General features: G+C 57.2%; 22 protein-coding genes and 1 riboswitch. Of the genes, 19 read left to right on the top strand and 3 right to left on the bottom strand.

Annotated elements, in window-relative coordinates; genetic code table 11:
- Nucleotides 1-80 precede the first annotated feature (80 nt).
- On the top strand, nt 81-1139 hold the full coding sequence (locus IDH45_RS11345) for an alpha/beta hydrolase family protein (protein WP_190927608.1): 1059 nt from the start codon (nt 81-83) through the stop codon (nt 1137-1139).
- Between the two features lie 188 nt (nt 1140-1327).
- Nucleotides 1328-1927 (top strand): DUF2087 domain-containing protein, encoded by a 600-nt coding sequence (locus tag IDH45_RS11340; RefSeq protein WP_190927606.1) that lies wholly within the window; start codon nt 1328-1330, stop codon nt 1925-1927.
- Nucleotides 1928-2029: 102 nt separating this feature from the next.
- Here the strand turns inward: IDH45_RS11340 and IDH45_RS11335 are convergent, their stop codons facing one another.
- Entirely contained in the window at nt 2030-2299 is a 270-nt protein-coding gene (locus IDH45_RS11335) for a YciI family protein (protein ID WP_190927605.1), read from the bottom strand.
- Between the two features lie 237 nt (nt 2300-2536).
- Here IDH45_RS11335 and IDH45_RS11330 point away from each other — a divergent pair, with 237 nt between their 5' ends.
- The 15 genes from IDH45_RS11330 to IDH45_RS11260 all read left to right on the top strand — a co-directional run bounded on the left by IDH45_RS11330 (nt 2537) and on the right by IDH45_RS11260 (nt 18822).
- Entirely contained in the window at nt 2537-3043 is a 507-nt protein-coding gene (locus tag IDH45_RS11330; protein ID WP_190927603.1) for a hypothetical protein, read from the top strand.
- Between the two features lie 219 nt (nt 3044-3262).
- Nucleotides 3263-4408, top strand: coding sequence for a winged helix DNA-binding domain-containing protein (locus IDH45_RS11325; protein WP_190927601.1), 1146 nt, complete (start codon nt 3263-3265; stop codon nt 4406-4408).
- Between the two features lie 7 nt (nt 4409-4415).
- Entirely contained in the window at nt 4416-4736 is a 321-nt protein-coding gene (locus IDH45_RS11320) for a thioredoxin family protein (RefSeq protein ID WP_190927599.1), read from the top strand.
- A 338-nt stretch (nt 4737-5074) separates the two neighbouring features.
- Entirely contained in the window at nt 5075-6100 is a 1026-nt protein-coding gene (locus IDH45_RS11315) for an NADH:flavin oxidoreductase/NADH oxidase (protein ID WP_190927597.1), read from the top strand.
- Between the two features lie 82 nt (nt 6101-6182).
- Nucleotides 6183-6440, top strand: a complete 258-nt coding sequence (locus IDH45_RS11310; protein WP_190927595.1) for a hypothetical protein — start codon at nt 6183-6185, stop codon at nt 6438-6440.
- Between the two features lie 269 nt (nt 6441-6709).
- Entirely contained in the window at nt 6710-7768 is a 1059-nt protein-coding gene (locus IDH45_RS11305) for a phosphotransferase enzyme family protein (RefSeq protein ID WP_190927593.1), read from the top strand.
- A gap of 234 nt (nt 7769-8002) precedes the next feature.
- A riboswitch (cyclic di-AMP (ydaO/yuaA leader) is annotated at nt 8003-8135 on the top strand.
- A gap of 2 nt (nt 8136-8137) precedes the next feature.
- A complete protein-coding gene (locus tag IDH45_RS11300; RefSeq protein WP_190927592.1) occupies nt 8138-8611 on the top strand; it encodes a C40 family peptidase in 474 nt (157 codons plus the stop codon).
- 200 nt (nt 8612-8811) lie between these two features.
- Nucleotides 8812-10272 carry a circularly permuted type 2 ATP-grasp protein gene (locus IDH45_RS11295; RefSeq protein ID WP_190927590.1) on the top strand — a complete coding sequence of 487 codons (1461 nt, stop codon included), beginning with the start codon at nt 8812-8814 and terminating at the stop codon, nt 10270-10272.
- Nucleotides 10266-11393, top strand: coding sequence for an alpha-E domain-containing protein (locus IDH45_RS11290; protein WP_190927588.1), 1128 nt, complete (start codon nt 10266-10268; stop codon nt 11391-11393). The genes IDH45_RS11295 and IDH45_RS11290 overlap by 7 nt, the downstream gene beginning before the upstream one ends.
- A 9-nt stretch (nt 11394-11402) precedes the next feature.
- Complete coding sequence (locus IDH45_RS11285; protein ID WP_190927586.1) at nt 11403-12257, top strand: transglutaminase family protein; 855 nt, start codon at nt 11403-11405, stop codon at nt 12255-12257.
- A gap of 188 nt (nt 12258-12445) precedes the next feature.
- Nucleotides 12446-13447: an LLM class flavin-dependent oxidoreductase gene (locus tag IDH45_RS11280; RefSeq protein WP_190927584.1), complete on the top strand. Its 1002-nt coding sequence runs from the start codon at nt 12446-12448 to the stop codon at nt 13445-13447.
- A gap of 1124 nt (nt 13448-14571) precedes the next feature.
- Nucleotides 14572-16011 carry an RtcB family protein gene (locus IDH45_RS11275; protein WP_190927582.1) on the top strand — a complete coding sequence of 480 codons (1440 nt, stop codon included), beginning with the start codon at nt 14572-14574 and terminating at the stop codon, nt 16009-16011.
- A gap of 18 nt (nt 16012-16029) precedes the next feature.
- The gene (locus IDH45_RS11270) at nt 16030-17340 is read left to right on the top strand and encodes an AAA family ATPase (protein WP_223836562.1); all 1311 of its coding nucleotides are present in this window, start codon (nt 16030-16032) and stop codon (nt 17338-17340) included.
- Nucleotides 17341-17455: 115 nt separating this feature from the next.
- On the top strand, nt 17456-18025 hold the full coding sequence (locus IDH45_RS11265; RefSeq protein WP_190927578.1) for an RNA 2'-phosphotransferase: 570 nt from the start codon (nt 17456-17458) through the stop codon (nt 18023-18025).
- On the top strand, nt 18025-18822 hold the full coding sequence (locus tag IDH45_RS11260; RefSeq protein WP_190927577.1) for a TatD family hydrolase: 798 nt from the start codon (nt 18025-18027) through the stop codon (nt 18820-18822). Before IDH45_RS11265 ends, IDH45_RS11260 begins: the two co-directional genes overlap by 1 nt.
- A gap of 486 nt (nt 18823-19308) precedes the next feature.
- Here the strand turns inward: IDH45_RS11260 and IDH45_RS11255 are convergent, their stop codons facing one another.
- On the bottom strand, nt 19309-20118 hold the full coding sequence (locus IDH45_RS11255; protein ID WP_190927575.1) for a helix-turn-helix domain-containing protein: 810 nt from the start codon (nt 20116-20118) through the stop codon (nt 19309-19311).
- A gap of 197 nt (nt 20119-20315) precedes the next feature.
- Nucleotides 20316-20972 (bottom strand): GntR family transcriptional regulator, encoded by a 657-nt coding sequence (locus IDH45_RS11250; RefSeq protein WP_190927573.1) that lies wholly within the window; start codon nt 20970-20972, stop codon nt 20316-20318.
- 155 nt (nt 20973-21127) lie between these two features.
- Between IDH45_RS11250 and IDH45_RS11245 the strand changes: the two genes are divergently transcribed.
- Nucleotides 21128-21835 carry a PIG-L deacetylase family protein gene (locus IDH45_RS11245; RefSeq protein WP_190927572.1) on the top strand — a complete coding sequence of 236 codons (708 nt, stop codon included), beginning with the start codon at nt 21128-21130 and terminating at the stop codon, nt 21833-21835.
- Nucleotides 21836-21869: 34 nt separating this feature from the next.
- A complete protein-coding gene (locus tag IDH45_RS11240) occupies nt 21870-22652 on the top strand; it encodes an SDR family NAD(P)-dependent oxidoreductase (protein WP_190927570.1) in 783 nt (260 codons plus the stop codon).
- Nucleotides 22653-22675 lie beyond the last annotated feature (23 nt).

Genomic DNA, 22675 nt, shown 5'->3' with positions numbered 1-22675 from the left:
CAGCCGGCTCCGCCGAGGTCGCCGGTATAGCCACGGCAGCACCGGCAGCGGCAAATCATACCCAAACAGGAGAGACACCGATGGCTTACAACTTATACGAATTGAACCGGGGGGGCGTCCCGAAGCTGCTGGACGGATTGGAGGATACGCAGGACTGGGAGCGCAAGCGGATCGGAATTCGGCGGCAGTGGCTGGACTTCATCGGCGGCGTCCCGGACCGCGTCCCGGTCTCCTGCAAGACGCTTGGCGAAACGAAGGAGAACGGCCATACGAGGATTCATCTCCTGTACGATACGGCGCTGGGCGATACGGTCGCCGCCTACCTGCTGATCCCGGACGATTCCGTGAGCGGAGCGGGCCCGGACGGACGGCGTCCCGCCGTCCTGGCGCTTCATCCGACGCACGAGAGCGGGAAAGCGAACGTTGCTACGGCTGACGGCCGGGAGAACAGGCGATACGGGCTGGAGCTCGTCTCCAGGGGCTACATCGTGCTCGCCCCCGATGCTTTGACGGCCGGGGAGCGGATCTACGAAGGATTGTCCTCCTTTCACAGCAAACCGTTTTATGAGCGGTATCCGGAATGGTCCACCGTCGGCAAAAATGTGCTTGACCATATGCAGGGCGTCGACCTGCTCTGCTCGCTAAGCGGCGTGGACGCGGAGCGGATCGGGGTGATCGGGCATTCGTTCGGCGGCTACAACGCGTATTTCCTGTCCGGATTAGACGATCGGGTCCGGGCGGTCGTCAGCAGCTGCGGCTTCAGCCCCTTCTACGGCGACCATCGTCCGACACATTGGGGCGTCCGCGACTGGTATACGCATCTGCCGAAAGTAACCGAGGCGCTAAGCCGGTTCGAGATGCCTTTCGAATTTCACGAGATTGCGGCTCTCTCGGCTCCGGTGCCTTCGTTTCATTACTTCGGCCAAAGCGACCGGATATTCCCGCACTGGAAGGCGATCGGCGAATGTATGGAGGACCTTTACAAGCTGTATCGGTTTCTCGGGGCGGACGACCGGTTTCAGGCCGTCATGACTGTGAAGGACCATGATTTTCCGCCGGACATCCGCCATATGGCGTACGCCTTTCTGGACCGCTGGCTGATGGGGGCCGGGAACGGGCAAGGGGCGGACTGCAAGTAAGATGCGCTGCCTTGCGCTTCGCGTGTACAGGATAGACTGTACCTCTCTTTAGAGGGCGGTCTTTTTTTTGTTAGCGCCAGAAGAGCGAAAAAGCTTGAAAATGCAAAGTGATTAGATTAATATACAATTAGATATATAGCGAATTAGATTTGTGTCGAATTGTTGCTGATGGAGGGCGGAGGGGTCCCGTGCAATTAGAGAAAATCGTTAATTACCATAAAGCGTTGGCCGATCCGACGCGTATCCGGCTGCTTGTCCTGCTGGCGGATGGCGAGCGGAACGGCCAGGAGCTTGCCATGAAGCTGTGCATTTCGCCGGCGACCGTCACGCATCATGCGGCGAAGCTGCGCGAGGTTGGCTTGATCAACGAACGGCGGGACAAAAATACGATTTTTTTCTCGCTGAACCGGTATTTTATACAAGCGCATAGTACGGCCGTCCTCGAACTGATCGATAAGTCCGCGGGAGAGGAGGAGAATGCAGTGGATGAGGCTCAGATGCGTCTGCAGCAGTCGGTGCTGAAAAACTTTTTTACGGCCGACGGCAGACTGAAACATATTCCCGCCCAATTGAAGAAAAAGCTGATCGTGCTCGAGCATCTCGTATCCGGGCTGGAGCCGGGGAACACCTACACGGAGAAAGAAATCAACGAGTACATCGGCCGGTTCCACGAAGATTATGCGACGATTCGCCGGGAGTTCATCATGCACCAATACATGTTCCGGGATAACCAGATCTACGAGCGCAACCCGAAGGAACTGTGGGCCAGATGGGAAACGTTGTCGTAACGGGAGGTGCGGATGATGTCCCGGCTATACCGCGCACCTACTAAAAAACGCCTGAGACAGGAAATCCTCCTTCTCGGGCGTTTTCTATAGGGAGGTTCCGCCTTAGGAAAGCGGGAAAGAGAGCGCATTCCATTCGCGCAGCTCCAGCGTACGGGCGCCTTCCGCTACGACCGGGTCGGCCTCGGCCAGAGCCTGCGCTTCTTCTGGGGAATCGGCGCAGTAGATGACCATGCCGCCCTTTTTATCCGTGAACGGACCGGCCATGACGACTTTATTTTCCTTGTACAGCTTGTCGAGGTAGTCGAGATGGGCGGGACGGACTTTAGCGTTTAATTCTTGATCGATAATCGTCAACAGAGCGACGTAGTGCATAACGGATCGGACTCCTTTCGAAATGGGCCGGGCAGGTCGTCCCGGTCTAAGCTTCTCTTGCATTGTACCTTTTCAGTGGTCCGGTGAAAAGGGATGCGGCGCATATTTTCGCGGACAGGCCGTAAGGGGGCTGCAACTGATGCAGGGCGTCCGCTTGCGGTTGTGCATCGGGGAATCGAACGTTACTATTAGAGTATAGAAGGACGAAGCGAAGATGCGCACGGGAGGTGACCCGTAATGACGAACAGACATAATGTCGAGAAACGAATGCTGGAGCGGGCTGCCGTCCGGGAATTTATCCGCCTGTACAACGGGCGCCACCGCGTCAAGCTGCGCCTGTTGTACCAGCACGACCGGCCGGACGCGATTCTGCAGGATTCCCGCGGAACGAAGATCGGTCTGGAGATTACGCACCTGTTCTATGACGCAGCCGAAGCGAAGGCGCTGCTGGGCCGTCCGGACAACGGCGCTAGCGGGCCGGCCAGTCCGCTGTCGCTCGCTCATCTGATCGCGCAGCTCAACGCGCTTATCAAGCGGAAGGAGTCGAAGAAGCAGTCGTACGATCCGTCCTATCCGATCTCGCTGCTGATCCGCAACGCCTCGCCGACTTTCCGGCTGAGCGAGATTTGGGCGGCGCGCGAGCATATCCGCAAACCGAACGACCAGTTTATGGACACGTGGTTTTTGACGCGTGACGGCACGCCGGACTGGAAATTGATCAATTTGGACGATTTGAGCCACTGAGCAGGCGGAGCAGGACGATACGAAAGGCGCATCCGGAGCCGCCGGGCGTCTTGTCCGCTTCCCGGCCGGCGGCCGGGATGGCATCGGCATCCGTATGGGCGGAGGCCCAGTTTGTCGAGCTGCGGATAAGCGTGGTATACTTGCACCGAAAGTGAAATGAAGCCTCCGGCGTACGGCTTGACCAAGCCGGCAGGTACACGGAAAGATGGGGTAATCGATATGTCCGCAAAAGGATTGACTGGGGAGCAAGTCGCCGCGTGGCGGTTCGAACGGCAGGGGCTTCTTCGCCGGAAAGGCAAGGAAGACTGGCTGGACGCGGTCCGCAAAATCGGCGGTGTGCACGCCCAGGTCATGTCGGCGGCGGAGCTTGCGATAGGGGCGCGTGCCGACGACATACAACCCGAGCATATACAGCGCGCTTTATGGGAAGAGAAAACGCTCGCGAAAACATGGGCGATGCGGGGAACGCTTCATCTGCTGCCGTCTGACGCCATGCCGGGAACGTTGAGCGGATTGCGGGAAAGCATGTCCGCATTTTACCGCAGACCGTCCTGGCTGGCGCACCATGGGGTGACACAGGAGCAGATGGATGCGATAAGCGACGGCCTGCGCAGCCGGCTGGGAAGCGAGCCGCTCACCCGGGAACAGCTCGCGGAGGAAATTGTTGCGCATACCGGTCATGAGTCGCTCCGGGAGCTGCTGCTATCGGGCTGGGGAGCGCTTCTCAAGCCTGCGGCGCACGAAGGGCTGCTCTGTTTCGGGCCCAGCCAAGGGCAAAATGTGACGTTCGTGCGGCCGGAGAGCTGGCTGCCGAAGTGGCGCGAGCCTGCCGAGTCCGCGGAGGCGCTGCTGCGCGAGGCCGGACGGCACTATTTGTCCGTATTCGGCCCTGCCCTATACGAAGATTTCGGCCGCTGGTGGGGAATCGACCCTTCCAAAGCGAAAAAAGTGTTCCGCAGCCTGGAGGGCGATATCGTCTCCGTTCCGGTCGACGGCCGGGAAGCATGGGCGCTTCGCTCGACCGTGGAAGATATCCGGGCCGCTTCGATTCCGGACAATACCGTGCGGCTGCTGCCGCATTTCGACCCGTATACGGTTTCCTTGTCGCACCGGTCGGACTACGTGCTGGCCGAGCAGCACAAGCCGCTCGTCTATCGCAATCAGGGCTGGATCTATCCGGTTGTGCTCGTGAACGGACGGATGGCCGGCAACTGGGAGCTGGAGAAAAACCGGAACCAGATCGAGCTGAAGGTGGAATGGTTCGATTCGTCTTCGAAGATGAAACCTGCCGTCCGGGCGGGGCTGGAGGACGAAGCGGCCAGACTGGCCGCATTTTACGATACCGATATTATTATGAGGGGTTGAGCCTGGGATGGATAACATTCAAAGCGTCGAGCAGTTTCGGGAGCTGACGGGCCGGGACGAGCTGACTGTAGTGAAGTATTATACGACCTGGTGTCCGGATTGCAAAAATTTGGACCGGTTTCTGGAAGACATCATCGCCGAGCATTCGGATAAGACGTGGGTCAGCATGGATGCCGAGAAGTTTCAGCCGATCGCCGAGGAGAACGAGGTTCGCGGCATACCAAGCCTGCTCGTCTACCGCGGCGGCCAGAAGATCGCCCACCTGCACAGCAAATTCGCCAAAACTCCGGATCAGGTGCGGGAATATTTGAACTCGCTGCCGGAGTAAATGCAAGATACGGCCCGCTTCATTCCTCCGAGGAATGAGGAACGGGCCGTTTTTTGTAGCGGATGCCTGTTAGTAGTAAAATAAAAGGGATTGGTTCCGGTGAGATAACGCGCACCGGCTAACACGATTAAAGTGCGAGTTCAAAAAGTCCGGTTTTCAGCGCCGAGAAGATGGGATGAAGCTGGGAAATGAGGAGCGGAGCGTAGTGACAGCTACGTGAGCACCGGAAGTTCCGGCTGAATTCCATATTCGATGTCGAGCAGGCTTCCTGTATCTGCTTCGTGATCAAAAGTGGACTTTTTGAACAACCTCTTAAAAAATGTTTTGGAGGGATCTCTATGAACCGTTTGCATACCCCGTTTACGTATAAAGGCTTGCAGCTCCGCAACCGCATCGTGATGCCTCCGATGTGCCAATATTCGGTTGATACGAAGGACGGGAAGCCGGGAGACTGGCATTACGTCCATTATGCGTCGAGGGCGGTCGGCGGCGCCGGACTGGTTATCGTGGAGATGACGGACGTCGAGCCGGACGGCCGGATTACCGACTATGATCTCGGTTTATGGTCGGACGACCACATCGCTCCTTTCGCCCGCATCGTGTCCGCGGTTCAGGCGCATGGAGCGAAGATCGGCATCCAGATCGCTCACGCCGGCCGCAAAGCCGAGGACGCCGAAGTGCCGGTCGCTCCGTCCGCGATCCCGGTGGGGCCGGGCTCCAAAACGCCTCGTCCGCTAACGACGGAGGAGACGAGGGCGATGGCCCACAAGTTCCGCGATGCGGCGCGCAGAGCGGTGGCGGCGGGCGTGGATACGATCGAACTGCACGGCGCTCACGGGTATTTGATCCATCAGTTCCACTCGCCGGCGCTTAACCGCAGAGAGGACGAATACGGGCAGGATTTGTCGCTGTTCGGCGTCCAGGTGATCCGGGCCGTCAAGGAAGTGATGCCTCCGGATATGCCGCTGCTGCTCCGTATATCGGCTGTCGAATATATCGACGGCGGATACGATCTTGAGCATTCGCTCGCGATCGCGCGCAAGTACAAGGAGGCGGGAGTCGACATCTTCCATGTATCGAGCGGAGGCGAAGGTCCGGCAGGCAAGCGCAAGCCCGGCAACTATCCGGGTTACCAGGTTCCGTTCGCGCGGGCCTACAAGGAGGCGCTGGACGTGCCCGTCATCGCGGTCGGCATGCTCGATCAGCCGGCGCTGGCCGACTCGGTTGTCGCCAGCGGCGATGCCGATCTGGTCGGGGTGGGGCGCGGGATGTTGTCCGATCCGTACTGGGCCGTTCATGCAATCCGTGCGGCGGCCGGCAAGGAGGCGGCGCCGGTGCCGAAAGCTTACGCGCGCGGGTTTTGAAGCGGGCTTAGGGAGCGTCGGAGGCTGGATCGGGTACGTCGCATATGCGGAAGAGGACAGTCTGAGGTTGGAGGATCATACGATGAAACAAGATAACGTAGCGGAAACGGATTACGAGGCGATACGCGAGGCTTTGCGCCGGTTGCTTCAGGAGGCGGGCCGCGAAGGCAGCGAGCTGCTGCAATTCGTGGATGAGGCGGAGCGGCGGGAGACGGTGGACCGGGAACGAACGGAGCAACTGATCGCCGAGAACGAACGGCTGAAGCAGGAGGTTCGCAAGCTCCGGGTAGCGCAGGCTGGCACGATGTCCAGCAGGTTGCGGGACGCTTTGCGGGAGTAAGTGCGGGGCAAGGACTTGCGGAGCCGCCTTACAGAATCGTTATAACGAAACGTTCCATGGAACACGGCCGGACGATCGGTTATGATAAAGCTAACCTTCAGAAAGGAGTGATGCAAATTGACTACAAAGGTGATTTCGGCTTAGCCGAAACAGACGGGCCACGGCGGCGACGCCGTGGCCGCTAATATTTTTGAGGGCTGCGAGCGCACTCCGCCATAAGCGGGCATAGCCGGCTGCGGCGGTTCAGTTCATAGATCGGGAGGCATATGGTGACGACGGCAAACTATAGATCGTACGAGAATCTTTTTCTGCATGAAGCCGCGAAACGTTACGGGTTCGACCCGAACCGCATCCGGCACATCGGAGGGTTTGAAAATCTGGTATACGAGACGGAGCGGGACGACCGCGAGCTTATTTTGCGGATTACCCCAAGCACGAAGCGGACGCCGGACTACGTGGCGGCCGAGCTGGACTGGATGCTCCGGCTGGCCGATTACGGAGTCCAGGTGGCGAGGCCGGTCGAATCGCTGAACGGACGTTTGATGGAGGCGGCCGAGACGGAAGCCGAGCCGCTGCTGATGGGCGTATTCGAGAAAGCTCCGGGCGGGCATGTCGGAGCGGATCACCCGTTGTGGGGGCCGCGGCTGTTCGAACAGTGGGGACAGCTGACCGGGCGGATGCACCGGCACAGCGAAACCTATGCCCCTCCGGAAGGCATACCCCGCCGGCTGGGATCGGCGCTCGATGAAGTGTATCCGGAGCCTTCCGATGAGGAGGCGCCGTCTGCGGACCGCGACCGGGAAGGAACCGATGAGGCGGGACCGGAAGCGGTCAAGCAGGCGCTGGCGCGTGTATATACCCGGATCGCCGCAGACGTCGAACGGCTGCCGAAGGACGGAGGCCGGTACGGAATGTGCCATCGCGATTTGCATCATGGCAACTTTTTCGCGGACGAAGCGGGCCGGATGACCGCCTTTGATTTTGACGACTGCGGGGACGATTATTATTTGCAGGATATCGCCATGCCGGTATATTATGCGTCGGTGTTTGCGAGCTGGGAGAAGCCCGAGACCGATCCGGGCCTGGTATCGGACTTTGCGGGCCGGTTTCTGGACGATTTCCTCCGGGGTTATGAACGGGAGCGGCGTATCGGGTCCGGCTGGCTGAAGCAGCTGCCGATGTTCGTCGAGAAGCGGCGCCTCGACCTGTGCCTCATTTTGTTCGACATATGGGGATCGGAGAAGGCGACAGCGGGACAGCGCGAATGGATCTCCGCCGATTCGAAGGCGATCTTGCGGGATATTCCTTGTATGTCGCTTCACCTATAATTCGGGTATGGCCTAGTATGGACAAGCAGACAAGCCGTTTCGGGAAACCGGAGCGGTTTTTTCTGTTGCAGTTGCCGCTAACCCGTATCGCTCCATACCGCCACGCCACCGGTTGAACCTGTGCATGCAGCCGGAATGGAGCGTTGAAGAGTTTGCAGGTTTGTCATTTTTCCGTACGCGAAATTAGCAGGATTTGGTTGAATGGAGTCGAATGTAAGCAAAGCGCCACGTTTTAAACAATAATTGCCGAATTCCTTTACGGGAAGCGGGGGAACCATACCGGGTGAATTGGTCTCGCTTCAAAGTGACCATAGGGAACCTTCAACCGAACCCTGAGCTAACCTCGCAGGCACTGGAAGGAGCAGGGTTTTGAAGAAGATTGGTTCTGTTATGCTGCTCAGCTCCATGCTGTTCGTAGCGGCGGCGGGTACGGCTTATGCCGAAGATACGCAGCTGGATCGAGCGGTGGAGGAAGTCGTAGGGACCCCTTACAAATGGGGCGGCACTACGATTAAAGGGTTCGATTGTTCGGGATTCATGCAGTACATCTTCGACGAGTACGGCATCGAGCTGTCGCGTACTTCGAGGGACCAGGCCAAAATGGGAGTGGAAGTCGCCAAGGCAGACCTCCGGATCGGCGACCTGGTGTTCTTCAATACGGACGGCAAAGGAATCTCTCATGCCGGCATTTATTTGGGGGACGGCGAATTCGCCCATTCGGCCAGCAAGGTTGGCGTCAGCATCAGCAAGCTGAGCGACAGCTACTACAAGAATCGTTATGTCACGGCGCGCAGAGTCGTGGACGAGGACACGTTCCTGAAGATGAGCGATGTGAAGCAGTGAATCCGTAAGCGCAGGAAAATCGAACCGGCCCGAGCGTTCTCGCCTGAGAACCTCGGGCTTTTTCTATGCTCACCCCTTTGCCCGATCCGGTTCGGAAAGGGGGGCGGCTTCATGCGGCGGGAGGGCCGCTTTGTTTGAACGCCGGCGGAAACGGTTAATGGAAGGGTGTAACCGATCTGATTTCGAGAGGAGCCGAGATGATGTTCATGCCTTATGAAACCGGAACCTATTATGATGAAATGCTCGAACCCGGCGGTACTCCGAAAATTCATTACGAAGCGGTATACCGGGCGCTGCATCGGCTGTCGGCAGACGAGCTGCGCCGGAAGCATGAGACGGCCCAACTTCGTTTTTTACGTCAAGGCGTGACGTTTACCGTATATAGCGACAACTCCGGAACGGAGCGTACGATGCCATTCGACCCGATCCCGATCATTGTGCCGGCCAGTCCGTGGAGCCGGATCGAGCGGGGGATGATTCAGCGCGTAACTGCGTTGAATCTGTTTTTGGATGACGTGTACGGCGATCAGCACATCGTGCGCGACGGAATCGTCCCGTCCCGGCTCGTGACCGGCAATCCTTCGTATTACTCCGGTCCGGCCTTGTCTGCGGGGTCGCCGAAGGGCAGCCAGATCTTTCTGGCCGGCATCGATCTGATCCGCGACGAGCGCGGCGAATACCGCGTACTGGAAGATAATTTGCGCAATCCGTCCGGGATTTCGTACGTGTACCAGAACCGCTCTGTGATGAGGCAGGCGTTCCCGGAGCTGTTCCGCCGGCAGAGCGTGCTGTCGCTGGACCGCCAGCTCGGCATCCTGCATGAGACGATGTTAAGCCATGCCCCGCTCCGCCATTACGGCGCGAGCGGTCCGAGAGCGGTGCTGCTGACACCCGGGCCTTACAACTCGGCCTACTACGACCATGTGTTTCTGGCTCAGCAGATGGGGGTCGAGCTGGTGGAAGGCCGCGATCTCGTCGTCCTGGACCATGTCGTCTACGAGAAGACGATCCGCGGCTTGCAGCGGGTCGATATCGTCTACAGGCGAATCGACGACGACTTCCTGGACCCGCTGGCGTTCCGGCCGGATTCGATGCTGGGCGTTCCGGGCTTGCTGGAGGCGTTCCGCCGCGGGAATGTGGCGATTCTGAACGGGATCGGCAACGGCGTGGCGGATCATAAAGGCGTCTACGCCTACGTTCCGGATATGATCCGGTATTACTTGAACGAGGAACCGCTCATCCCGAACGTTCCGACTTATCTGCTGGACGATCCCGAGCAGCGGGATTACGTATTCCGGCATATCGACCGGCTGGTCGTCAAAAACGTGGGCGCTTCCGGAGGCTACGATATGCTGATTGGCCCGCATGCGTCGGAGGAGGAAATCGAACGGTTCCGCATCAAAATCAGGGCAAACCCCGGACAGTACATCGCCCAGCCGACCGTGAAGCTGTCGAGGGCGCCGTCGTACCATAACGACAGGGTGTACCCGTGCCATATCGATCTTCGCGTCTTCGTGATGCATGGCGAGAGCACGCATGTGCTGCCCGGAGGGTTGTCCCGGGTCGCGCTCAAGGAAGGCTCGCTTGTCGTCAACTCGTCGCAGGGCGGCGGCGGCAAGGACACCTGGGTGCTCAGCGAAAGGGGAAATCGCGTATGCTGAGCCGGGTGGCCGAGACGTTGTATTGGATGGCGCGCAATATCGAGCGGGCGGAGAACAATGCGCGGATTATAGCCGCGAGGCTGAGCCGGATGCCCGAATCCTGGGAAGAGGGGGAGGGGACGGCTGGAGCGGCTTCTACCGGAGCGGATCGAGCGGACGGAACGGAGAGCGGCGCAAGATGGGCTCCGTTCCGTTCGTTTTCGGGAGCGGGAGCGGATGGACTTGCTCAGGGCGTCCCGCAGGAGGCGGAGCTGAATCTGGCCGGCGATTGGGAGGAGCTGCTGGAAATCAACGCCTCGTTCGCCGACTATCTGGACAAACATTCAGAGCTCGTCCAGGGTGAGATTTTGCGGTATTTGACGTTTTCGGAGAGCAATCCGAATTCGATCGCCAGTTGCATCGCCTATGCGCGCAATAATGCGCGGTCGGCGAGGGATGCGATCCCGCATGAGCTGTGGGAGACGCTGAACGACATGTACTGGAATGTCCGCAGGTCGTCGGAGGAGGGCGGGGAGCTGCGCGACTATTACCCGTTTTTGCAGGCGGTTAAGGTAGGATCGTTCACGACGCAAGGCGTCATCGAGTCGTTAATGCCGCGCGGCGCGCCTTATCTGTTCGTGCAAACCGGCAAATGGCTGGAACGCGCCGAGAAGACGGCCCGCATCCTGAATGTCGTCTGCGCCAAGGCGATGAAGCCGGAGGAGCAGCTTCCTGCGCGTCAATATGTGTACTGGCTGACGGCTCTGGAACTGGTGGGCGGCAGCGACGCCTTTTTGCGGCAATATCCTCCGTATATGCATCCGAAGGATGTGCTGGCGTTTCTGATGGCCGAGCGGGCTTATCCGCGCTCCATCCGGTATTGCGTCGATCATTTTGTGCAGGCGATGTACCGGCTGGAGGACGAAGGCGTGACCTTGTATACCGGTCCCCTTGTCGCCGCAGTCGAGCAATTGTCCGAGCAGTTCGGCGAAAGCCGCATTCATGAATGGCCGCTGCACGATTTGGAGCGATATCTGGACCGGTTCCAGAACCTGTGCAACGAGATTGGGGCGCTGGTTACGGGGACGCTGCGTCCGGACGACGGTTTCCGTTATGAAGCTAAGATGTGTGTACAGGAGTGAGACGTTCCGATGATTTACCAGATTGAGCATACGAATACGTTTACTTACGAGAGCCTGGTCGACCAAAGTCTGAATCACGTCCGCCTGAAACCGAGAACCGATGTGTGCCAGAAGCTGCTGTCGTACCGGACCGAGATCAGCCCGATGTCGATGTCCAAGGAATATACTGATTTGTGGGGCAACCATGTCGAAACGTTTTTTATACCCGAGCAGCACCAGACGTTATCGGTGTCGACGACGTCGAAAGTGAGCGTACAGCGAAGCCCGTTTATTCGCAAGGTGGAGCATTCCCCGGAGATGCGGGATATTTTCCGCTCGGCTTTGTTTCGTCAGCATTATTTGGCGTTTCTGAACGAAACGGCGTATACGTATATGGAACAGGGGCAAGTGGACGCGATTATGGCCGAGGTGGGGGAGACGGACAACCCGGTCCGGCTGGCGCTGACGCTGATGGACTACATTCACACAACGTTTGCCTACGAGAAGGAAGCGACCAATGTTCATACGAAGGCAAATGAGGCGTTCGGTCTAAAGCGCGGGGTGTGTCAGGATTTTGCCCACGTGATGATCGGGGTGCTGCGCTCTCAAGGGGTGCCGGCGCGGTATGTCAGCGGGTATTTGTACATAGGCGAAGATTCGGGCTTTGTCGGCGATGCCGCCACGCATGCGTGGGTCGAGGTGATGATTCCCGGAATCGGCTGGGTCGGACTCGACCCGACGAACAAGGTCGAGGCGCTCAGCTCGCATATCCGGGTCGGAACCGGACGCGATTACGCCGACGTTAGTCCGCTTCAGGGTGTATACCGGGGTGGACGTCACAAGCTTGACGTAAGGGTGGCTGTGAAAGTGCTGGAGAAGCTGTAGGATCGTGGCGGCTGAAGCAGGAAACGGAAAAGCCGGGACTGCGTGCGCAAAGTTACCGGCTTGTTTCTTTGCGGGGGGCCGTTTGCCGCGTGCAGGAGCAGCCCAGAGGGCCGTATACGGACGGGTGACAAATGTGTTAAACTGTACATATTAAACATACAATAAGATAGGCGGAAGGAGATTAAGCGATGCTTCGATTGGGAGTGCTGGACCAAACGCCTGTCCTGACGGGCTCTAATGCGGTGGAAGCGATGAAGCAGACGGTGGAACTGGCGCGGATTACCGAGAAGCTCGGTTATTCGAGGTATTGGGTATCCGAGCATCACGATACGATTTCGCTCGCGGGGTCATCGCCGGAAGTGCTGCTGGCGGCGATCGGCGCCCATACGTCACGCATCCGTATCGGCTCCGGCGGAGTGATGCTTCCGCATTACAGCCCGTATAAAGTGGCGGAAAATTTCCGCGTACTCGAAGCGCTGTATCCGGGACGGATCGATCTCGGCATCGGACGGGCGCCGGGAGGAATGCCCGCTGCGACTAGAGCGCTCCGGTACGGGCGTCCTCCGGAAATCGCCGAGGCGTTTCCGGCTGCGCTCGAGGAGCTGGGCGGTTATTTGCGTCCGGTCCGCGGGACGGCGGAGGTTCGTCCGGGCTCCGGCTTGCAGGCGACGCCGCTCGTGGAGACGAGTCCGGAAATATGGCTGCTCGGTTCGAGCGATTACAGCGCGCGCCGCGCATCCGAGCTGGGAGCTTCCTTTTCATTCGCTCATTTTATTAACGGAGAGGGCGGGCAGAGCGCGGTTCAGCATTATTACGAGACGTTCCGTCCGGGACCGCTCGGCGCCGAACCCCGGGCTAACGCCTGTGTCATGGTCTTATGCGCGGATACGGATGAAGAGGCGGACCGCCTCGCGGCGCCGCTCGATCTGAAGCTGCTGCTGCTGGAGCAGGGCCGATTCGGGATCGACATTACACTGGAGCAGGCGCTGGTTTACCCTTACACGGAGTTCGAGCGAATCCGGATTCGTCATAACCGCAAAAGGATGCTCGTCGGCGGACCGGAGAAAATCAAAACGCAGCTCCTCGAATTCAGCCGCTCTTACGGCGTGGAGGAGGTCATCGTCAACTCGATCACCCCAGACTTTGCTTCGCGCGTCCGTTCCTACGAGCTGGTCGCGGGTTTGTTTTGAGAGCTGCGGCGGCCGGCAGGAATGAGCGGCTTCCCCGAGCGAGGCGGTTCGGCCCCCCGGCTGCTTCACGAGTTTAAGAGCGATCTGGAGCTCTTATTTCGAGGGAAATTGCAGGTTTTCGGCATATAAAAGCGGTTTGCACTTCTTATTTTTGTTCATGTACAGGGGATAGAGGCTGTACGGCAGAAATAAGGGCTGCAAACCGCTTTTATTTTAGGGTATGTGCTTGTTTTCATCGAAATAAAGGGTGCAAATCGCTCTTAACTTTACGCTCCCTGTTAAGGGGCGGAAAGCTTTGTGCGCCGAACGATGCTGATTGACCGATCCCCGTCACGCAGCGTAACTCCGGGTGCTGGATTCCGGGGGCGGATGTTGGAGGCAGATGTAGGATGCTGGGTGCCATGACGGATGACGGATGACGGGGGGCGGTGAGCCGTTCGCGATACGATAAAAACGACCCGGCGTTGGCTTAGGGAAGGGCCGGTGTCTGCTCTAGGGGGGCTTCACGGGGCGTCCATTCGGTGTCGGGGGAAAGTGGTTAATCGTATAGTATGATAATCATTTTCTATCGGAGTGATTGATTTTATTTATTTTTTCCCGCCGAATCTATTGACACGTTAGGGGCATCCCCGTTATGATGAAAATTATATTTTGGAAGGAGGTCGAAGACAATGATCCGCGATATTCGTTCGAATCAACAGCCACACTTCATTTCCGATTCCACAATCGCATATATCCGCTCATTCTTCATCGGCCTCTCCGGGTGCAGTACCGGATAACGGTCGCCGCTTGTTCGTGCACATTTATTTGTGCGTATGTCGGCCGTTTCCTTTGCTTGATCCGCTATGGACGCTTGGAGTCCATAGCTTTTTTGCGTTTCCGGCGATCGGGTTCGGGCGTCGCGGACGATGCGGAACTTCCCGAAGTGTTGCAGTCGAGCGAACCGGATGGGGGGCTGCGGAAATGGACTCCCGCTTGAGGATGCGGGACCGAGCCAAGAGCGGGAAGTTAGCGCAGCAGAACAGCAGAACAGCAGAACAGCAGAACAGCAGAACAGCAGAACAGCATATCTATAAATAACGATCGTTCGTTACTCACACTCATTTGAAAGGACTAATCGACTTATGTTTACCATTACAGCACATGACAACCAACCCTATTACCGGCAAGTGGAGCTCCCCGCAGGACCGCTGCACGTATACGCCGGAGACTCGCTGTACAGCGCCATGGAATACAAGGTGTTCGAGATGGCGAACAACAATTTGCAAATTCCGAACCGGGTGTACATGAGCTATACGCCGGACGTCCATGTAGGCGTAGGCACGTGCATCGGCACTACGGCCGTCTGGAAGTCGCGGGACGGTTATGTGTCCCCGTCGATCGTCGGCAGCGATATCGGCTGCGGGATGCGCGTCCATCTGACGAACCTGCACGCCGAGGAACTGCGCGAGGTCAAGCTTCGCCGCAAGCTGGTGAAGGCGATCGAAGCGAATCTGCCAGTCGAGGAGCACGCCAGAGGGTACTTCTCGGACATCCGGCTCGAGCATGTCGTGAAGAAAGGACTGCACGGCCTGCCGAAAAAGTACATTCCGGACGGTTACACGCCGCGCAAGTCGACCTCACTTACCCATGTGGAATGCGCCAAGTTCGGTTTCGACGAAGCGTATCTGGACCGGTTCCCGGAAGCGGTCTGGCATCGCTCGCACCGGCAGCTCGGGACGCTCGGCAGCGGCAATCATTTTGCCGAAATTCAGGAAATTCGGATCGACGAGAGCAACCGGGCGATCGCGGAAGCATGGGGACTGTTCGACGGTCAGATCGTCGTTATGATTCATTCCGGCTCCCGTTCCTGGGGCGGTGCGGTCAATCAGCACTGCGGGACGGAGATCGCCAAGATGATGCGCGCTCTCGGACTCGGAACGGCCGACCCGAAGCTCGTGTTCGCACCGCTCGACTCGCCTGCCGCCCAGTCGTACGTGCATCTGATGTACTCGGCGCTTAACTACGCGGTCGTCAACCGCCATCTGATCGCTTACGGCATCCGCGAAGCGCTCCGTGACGTGATGGGCCCGAAGGTAGAGCTGTCGACTTTGAACGACCTGATGCACAACTATGCATGGGAGGAAGAGCATGACGGCGAGGCGCACTTCATTCACCGCAAAGGCGCTACCCGGGCGCTTCCGGCGGAACATCCCGACAATCCGGCACCTTACCTTGCTACCGGCCACCCCGCATTGATCCCGGGATCGATGGGCACGTCGTCCTACATCATGGTCGGCGCAGCCGGAGGGAAAGCCAACTATTACTCGATCTGCCACGGAGCGGGGCGCATTCGTTCACGCAGCGCGACCAAAAGACTCGTCTCCGTAGAAGAGTTTAAAGCATCGCTCGGGGTAGGCACCGAATCGGAAATCGTAGTCAACCAGCGGACGCTGGAGTCGATCGTCGACGAATCGCCGCAAGCTTATAAAGATGTAGATCAAATCATCGAAAGCGTCGCAGGAGCCGGACTTGCCGGCGTAGTGGCCAAATGTAGGCCTCTCGCGACCGTAAAAGGAGTATAAATGACGATACCAACTATCATGAATCAACGAGCGGGGCTGTCTCATGAGACGGCAAGCACGGTCATCTCGTACCAGGAAGGAAACGCAGCGGCTTTGCCGGAATATGCGGATTATGCCCGGGTCGTACACCGGATTCGGGAAGTGTTGAAAACGAAATACGGAGCCGACTTCCATCTGTATGTGAGCGAGGACAACGGCCGGGAAGACTTCTGGGAGCTGCTTGAGGAGGATGTGCAGGACGGCTGCCCGGAAGTGGAATATGTGGCGCGTATCTTTGATCTGATCGAGTCGCGTGCGTTCTCTTACAAAGCCGAGCCGGAAGCGGCCGGCTACCGGGTGTACCCGTCGCAGCGCAATAACGTGTTTGCTTACCCGCAGCTGGGCGTGGCGCTTGCTCACATTCCGGTGTTCCGCGACCACGGCATTTTCTGCGATCAGGTTCTGTTTGCCGAGAACGACGTTGCCTTGCACCGGTTCCTGGCCCATATGCAGCGCAGACGCCAAGACCGGGACAGCAGCCGGGTGACCGTGTTCAGCGATACGCGGCATGGCATCGACCAGTCCCAGGAGCCGATAACCCGTCAGGTGGATCGCGACGAAGTGATTATGGACGAATCGCTCAAAACGGACATTTTCCGCTCGATCGACGAGTTTTTCGCAGAGGACCGGGGGTTTTTCCGCGAGTTCGACATCCCCTATAAGCGGGGTATCCTGCTCTACGGCAAGCCGGGCAACGGTAAAACGACGCTGGTCAAAGCGATCGCCGGAAGCGTGCGAGCGCCTGCCGCTTATTGGCAAATTACGGAGCATACGAGCAGCGACTCGGTGCAGGAAGTGTTCGAATCGGCAGTCAAGATGGCGCCGATGGTGCTGATCATTGAGGACATCGATTCGATGCCGGAGCATGTGCGCTCCTTTTTCCTGAACACGCTGGACGGAGCCACTTCCAAGGAAGGCATCTTCCTGATCGGCACGACAAATTATCCGGAGAAAATCGATCCGGCGCTCATGAACCGGGCCGGACGGTTCGACCGTGCCTACGAGATCGCGCTTCCCGATACGGCGGCGAGGGCAAGGTATTTGAAGCAGCGGGGGCTGGTGCGTCTGATCGGTGACGAAGCTTTGCCGGAGGCGGCCAGGCTGACCGAATCGTTCTCGCTCGCCCAGTTGAACGAGCTGTACGTATCGGCGGCGCTGCAATGGCACTATGAGCGGGAGGTCCGTCTGGAGGCTCTCGTGCGCAGCATGCGGGCGGATCTGAACAAGGGCCGTACCGGAGGCTGGATGAAGGAACCGGCGGACGGCAAAGTGGGCTTTATCCCTGCATAACCAAGCTGGCTGGCGGGGCCGCTGCCGGATTGCAACCGGCGGTGGCGTGTCTCACCGGCCTTACAATAAAAGTGTGTAATATCGGATACGTTAGGATTGGAAAGGATTGTACGTGATGTTAAGCAAAGAATACGAGGTAAGTTTAAGTAAAAGGATGACCAAAATTCTCCGGCACGATCCGGCGTCTTACGGTCTTGCATTGGACCCGCACGACGGTTCGGTACCGGTGGAGGAGCTGCTTCATGCGCTGCGGAGGTTAAAGGGATGGCAGTCGGTGACGATGGAAAATCTGCATCAGGTGGTCGCTAATTCGGATAAACAGCGGTTTGAGATCAAAGGCGACCGCATCCGCGCCCGGTACGGCCACAGCGTCGAACGGGTTACATATGAAGCGGGGCAGCCTCCGGCAGTGTTGTATCACGGAACGGGGAGCGGTGCGACCGTGGTCATTCTGAAAGATGGAATCCGCCCGATGGGCAGGCAGTACGTTCATTTGTCGGAAGGGCTGCAATTCGCTTCGCTCGCGGGAAAACGCAAAGGGCAATTGGCCATCGTCGCAGTCGATACAGCGAAAGCGGCGGGTGAGGGCGTCATCTTTTATTTCGCCGGCAACGAAGTGTGGCTCGCGGACTACGTCCCGGCGGGCTGCTGCAGCATCTATAAACCGGAAGCGAGGAGAAGGTAATGATGACTCCACTTATAGATATCGGTGTTAACCTGATGCACCGATCGTTTCATACCGACAGGGAGGAAGCGGTGCGCCGCGCGGCTGAAGCCGGAGTTACCCGAATGATCATTACCGGAACGAGCGTGCGAAGCAGCGAGGAGGCGGCCGCTTATGCGGGAGGACAGCCGGCGGGAACGCTGTATTCGACTGCCGGCGTTCATCCGCACGACGCGAAGAGGTGCAACCCCGGCACGATCAGCCGGCTCCGGCGATTGGCGGTGCAGCCGCACGTAGTTGCGATTGGCGAATGTGGTCTCGACTACAACCGGGATTTCTCGCCGCGTGACGTGCAGCGCACCTGGTTCGACGCACAGGTGAAGCTGGCGTGTGAGCTGCGGCTGCCGTTGTTTCTGCATGAGAGGGAAGCGTTCCGCGACTTTGTGCAGATTTTGCAAAGCTATGGGAAGGAGCTGCCGCCTTCCGTCGTCCACTGCTTCACCGGAACGGGAGCCGAGCTTGACGCCTATGTCAACATGGGGTTGTACATTGGCGTCACCGGCTGGATCTGCGACGAGCGGCGCGGCCAGCATCTGCGGGAGCTGGTCGGGCGGATTCCCGCCGACCGCCTGCTCGTGGAGACGGATGCGCCGTTCCTTACGCCGCGCGATTTGCATCCGAAGCCTGCCGGCTCCCGCAACGAGCCGGCTTATCTCCCGCATATCGTGCGTACGCTTGCGGAGTGTACGGGGCGATCGTTCGAGGAGATCGCGGCACAAACGACGCAAAATGCGATACGGTTATTCGGGCTGGCTTGACGCTGGGGCGAGCTCGCCAGTCTATGGAAGGAAGCGGGCGTACTCATCGGCGGTTGCAAGAAGGAATAGCGGCGCGATTCCCTTCAATATTCCATATTGGAAATATAGGGGATTATGACAAAGATAATGGATTATCACCGGAGAGGCTAACTTCTGGGTTGCCCATACTCCCACCGGACGAAGCGAATATGACCCGTGCGGAAGCGACGGCCATGATCGCAAGACTGCTCAAGATCACGGATCTGATCGACAGGTAATGAGGGATTCCAACAACCATTGATGACCTTCCGTTTCGTCGATGGTTGTTTTTTTGTCCAGTAGTCAGGTCATCAGTTGAGCCAAAGGATAAACAAGCCGAAAAAAAGGACACCTCGCTTAAGAATCCAAGTATTTCGCGGTTTATTTATAGTGATATGAACCGTATGAACCAAGATTATAAAGCTACTCTGAATAGGAGCTATATTACTCCTACTAGCAGTTGCCCGGTTAAGTCAAGACCTCAAGGTCGTGTATCGATTCTTGGCGTTTGCGCCACAGGGATGGGGAGGTGCCCTCCGCGCACTTGAACCATTGGGAGAACGAATGTAGCCGATGAAAGCCTACCTGCTCGGCGATTTCGTTCAGATCCTTGTCGGTCGCGCTCAGCAGCCATTTGGCTTCCTGCATCCGGCATTGCTGCTGGTACTGCTTCGGGCTCAGCCGGTACATTTTTTCGAAGGTGCGGCGGAAGGCGGCTGAGGTCATTCCGGTTAGTTCGGCTAGGTCGGTCACCTGAACGTTCTCGTGCAAGTTTTCCCGCAGGAAGTCGGCGGCCTTCGTGACCGTCATCGCCTGCAAATCTGATTGAGAATGCTCGTACAAGTAGAGCAGAAGCAACTCCGCCCATACAGCATGAATCCGCTTAGGATCTTTCAGAGGAGAAGCAAAAACGCGCAGACACTCACGGAACAGCTTCTCGAAACGGTCGCGATCGATCCGGGAGAGTGCGTATATTTGCGGCTGTTCATACCCGCGCGCAAGCTTGTCGGCGACTTCCCGGAGATTAGGCGGCATTCCCTGCAGATGAAGCACACCGAACCGCACCTTCGTTACGGCTGCAAACCGGTGTGATAAGCCGGGCGGTATGATGACGACATGACCGGTTTCGATAAACGCCTTATGCTCCGGCCATTCGAATAAGGCTCGTCCTTCAAGGACAACTTCGATTTCGAGCGTAGTGTTCTGATGAAAGCCTACATCGTACCAGTCTTCATTATAGGTTCCAATAGAGCCGTTTTTGTAAAAGGCCGGTTGCATCAGGCTTGTCCCTCCAACCGTAAAAGGGGATTTATCGAATCAATTATCCGTTTTCCACGTGATAGACTAGGCTTCTCGTTCTTATTAAATCGACTGCTCCACCGAGCTTGATCGGCTGCTTCTGGATCCTCCGGTTCGGCTGTCGGAAAAGCAGGACCGTTCCTGCTTGCAAAAACGTGCAGGAACGGTCTGCGGCTTTACAAGTAAAGCAAGCAATCGTCGTCTTCAATATGCTTCTCCCAGGCCGAAGTAATAACGCCAAGATCTTTCGTAACGAGGGCATCGACGAGCGTTCGATGATCGCTTGGGACCCTGGACAAATCAGGAAAGTGAAGTGTATTTTTCATAAAATGCAGCCTCAGCCGGTTGACGATGCCTGACCATATTTGTTGGGTATACGTGGACTCCGTCCATAACAGAATGCGTTCATGGAATAAAATATCCTCCTCCACGAGTCCAGCGATGTCGTTATCGGCTGCAAGCCGGTCCATTCGGACGATGGTCTCGTTCAACGAATCAATGAAAACGGCGTCATACTTATCCAGATTATATTTAATGGAGTACAGTTCCAGCCTTAGGCGGATCGGGATAAGCAGATCGACGATTTCTTCTCTCTTGACGTCAGCCACGACGGTTTCCTTATAAGGAAGACAAGTGACGAGCCCCATCGCTTCCAGATCCCGCAGCGCTTCACGGATCGGGCCGCGGCTGATGCCCATCTGTTCAGAAATCTCCTGCTCCTTAAGCTTTTCACCGGGCTTTAGGCTACCCTGGATGATCGCTTCGCGTATATCGGCCGCTACTTTTTGGCGAAGCGATAAGTTTTCTTGACTCTTAAATTGAAATTTACTCATTACCTTCTCCTAAGTGATGCAAAATTTTTCTCTCGTCTCTAGTATAACGCACTAAAATAAAAAATCAACAGAAATCAATTGATAGTTGATTGTTGACAATTTTAAATGTATGATGTGATGGAAGTTTTTATTCACTAGGAAGAGGGTATAAAGCGATGAATATACTGGCAATCTGTGCGCATCCGGACGATGCTGAAATTTGCTGCGGTGGTACGCTAGCCAAGTTCGCACAAAGAGGAGATAAAGTGGCGATCGCGGTAGTCACGAACGGGGAAGTCGGTTCGCCCACGCTGCCTAAAAGCGAAATAGCCCGAATTCGTCAAGCAGAAGCCGAAGCTGCAGCCGCCTTAATTGGCGCTGAACTAATCTGGATGGGGTTCCCCGACGAGTTTTTATTCGATGCGGAGCAGACCAGACTCGCCTTTATCGATGCGATGCGCCGGGTAAACGCCGATCTCGTATTGACCCATTGGCCCGGCGATCTGTACAATCCGGATCATACAATCACGGGCCAGATCGCCAATGATGTGGCGATTATGACGACCGTACCGAACATTAAGACTGGGCATCCGCCCTCGGCGCGAATTCCGGTTGTCTACTTTTTCGAAAGCATGGCCGGTCTCGGTTTTTTGCCGGAAGAGTATGTAGATATTACGGACACGTTCAAGACCAAGAGAAGTATGCTTGAGAAGCACGAAAGCCAGGTAGGGGATTGGCTGAAAGATCAATACGGCTCCAATGCGCTGGATATGATCGAGGTCATCTCGCGCTTCCGCGGTATTCAGTGCGGCGTACGTTACGCGGAAGGGTTTATCCGGGCCAAAGCTTATCCGCGCAACATTGCCGGCAGTTTGCTCCCATAACGGAAAGGAGCAGCTTGAAGAAGGGCGGTACATTGTGGAACGCTTCAAGGAGAAAACGGTCATCATTACCGGCGGAGCTACCGGAATCGGCTATGCAACAGCGAGGAGATTCGCCGTGGAAGGAGCTCACGTAGTTATAGCGGGGCCGCATCCTACAGCAGGAGAGAAAGCGATGCAAGGGCTTAGCGATTTGGGCGGAAATCATTTGTTCATCAAAACCGACGTTACCCGGGAGGAAGAGGTACGGTTGCTCATGGAGCAAACGATCGAAAGCACGGGACGTATTGATGTGCTCGTCAACAATGCGGCCATCTTTTATGAGAGCGGTTACTTGTTCGAAACGACATCGCGCTGGCGTAAAGTATTCGACGTCATTGTGGAAGGCGCATACTTGTGCACGCGGTACGGAGCCGGCGCCATGATTGCGCACGGAAACGGGATCGGCGGCGCCATTGTAAATGTTTCTTCTATTAATAGCAGCCGCGCGCTGGACAAATCGAGTCATTACAATGCGGCTAAAGGAGCGCTTGATCAATTGACCCGCTGCACCGCACTGGAGCTATCGCCTTACGGCATTCGCGTCAATGGTGTCGCACCGGGTTTCGTCGACGCCGGGCTAGCCGTCGTCGGAGGGATCGATGAACTGCAAACTGAGAACTTTCAATCCCAATACGTGGAGCAAAGAAAAATTCCGCTGGCGCGGCCGGGTCGCGCGGACGAGATTGCGGAGGTTATAGCTTTTCTCGCGTCCGCTCAAGCATCTTACATCCAAGGGGCGATCATCCCGGTCGACGGCGGCTTGTCTGTTACTTTCTAAGGATAATGAGGTGTACAAGACAG

The sequence above is a fragment of the Paenibacillus oceani genome, assembly GCF_014705615.1.
GTDB classification, from domain to species: Bacteria; Bacillota; Bacilli; order Paenibacillales; family NBRC-103111; genus Paenibacillus_AB; species Paenibacillus_AB oceani.
This window is presented reverse-complemented; position numbering and strand designations above follow the sequence as displayed.

What these genes read in the sequence shown, in the direction of transcription:
- IDH45_RS11345 (WP_190927608.1), top strand. Translation starts at nt 81, where the DNA reads ATGGCTTACAACTTATACGAATTGAACCGGGGGGGCGTCCCGAAGCTG.
- IDH45_RS11335 (WP_190927605.1), bottom strand. Translation starts at nt 2,299, where the DNA reads ATGCACTACGTCGCTCTGTTGACGATTATCGATCAAGAATTAAACGCT.
- IDH45_RS11330 (WP_190927603.1), top strand. Translation starts at nt 2,537, where the DNA reads ATGACGAACAGACATAATGTCGAGAAACGAATGCTGGAGCGGGCTGCC.
- IDH45_RS11325 (WP_190927601.1), top strand. Translation starts at nt 3,263, where the DNA reads ATGTCCGCAAAAGGATTGACTGGGGAGCAAGTCGCCGCGTGGCGGTTC.
- IDH45_RS11320 (WP_190927599.1), top strand. Translation starts at nt 4,416, where the DNA reads ATGGATAACATTCAAAGCGTCGAGCAGTTTCGGGAGCTGACGGGCCGG.
- IDH45_RS11315 (WP_190927597.1), top strand. Translation starts at nt 5,075, where the DNA reads ATGAACCGTTTGCATACCCCGTTTACGTATAAAGGCTTGCAGCTCCGC.
- IDH45_RS11310 (WP_190927595.1), top strand. Translation starts at nt 6,183, where the DNA reads ATGAAACAAGATAACGTAGCGGAAACGGATTACGAGGCGATACGCGAG.
- IDH45_RS11295 (WP_190927590.1), top strand. Translation starts at nt 8,812, where the DNA reads ATGTTCATGCCTTATGAAACCGGAACCTATTATGATGAAATGCTCGAA.
- IDH45_RS11290 (WP_190927588.1), top strand. Translation starts at nt 10,266, where the DNA reads ATGCTGAGCCGGGTGGCCGAGACGTTGTATTGGATGGCGCGCAATATC.
- IDH45_RS11285 (WP_190927586.1), top strand. Translation starts at nt 11,403, where the DNA reads ATGATTTACCAGATTGAGCATACGAATACGTTTACTTACGAGAGCCTG.
- IDH45_RS11280 (WP_190927584.1), top strand. Translation starts at nt 12,446, where the DNA reads ATGCTTCGATTGGGAGTGCTGGACCAAACGCCTGTCCTGACGGGCTCT.
- IDH45_RS11275 (WP_190927582.1), top strand. Translation starts at nt 14,572, where the DNA reads ATGTTTACCATTACAGCACATGACAACCAACCCTATTACCGGCAAGTG.
- IDH45_RS11270 (WP_223836562.1), top strand. Translation starts at nt 16,030, where the DNA reads ATGAATCAACGAGCGGGGCTGTCTCATGAGACGGCAAGCACGGTCATC.
- IDH45_RS11265 (WP_190927578.1), top strand. Translation starts at nt 17,456, where the DNA reads ATGTTAAGCAAAGAATACGAGGTAAGTTTAAGTAAAAGGATGACCAAA.
- IDH45_RS11260 (WP_190927577.1), top strand. Translation starts at nt 18,025, where the DNA reads ATGATGACTCCACTTATAGATATCGGTGTTAACCTGATGCACCGATCG.
- IDH45_RS11255 (WP_190927575.1), bottom strand. Translation starts at nt 20,118, where the DNA reads ATGCAACCGGCCTTTTACAAAAACGGCTCTATTGGAACCTATAATGAA.
- IDH45_RS11250 (WP_190927573.1), bottom strand. Translation starts at nt 20,972, where the DNA reads ATGAGTAAATTTCAATTTAAGAGTCAAGAAAACTTATCGCTTCGCCAA.
- IDH45_RS11245 (WP_190927572.1), top strand. Translation starts at nt 21,128, where the DNA reads ATGAATATACTGGCAATCTGTGCGCATCCGGACGATGCTGAAATTTGC.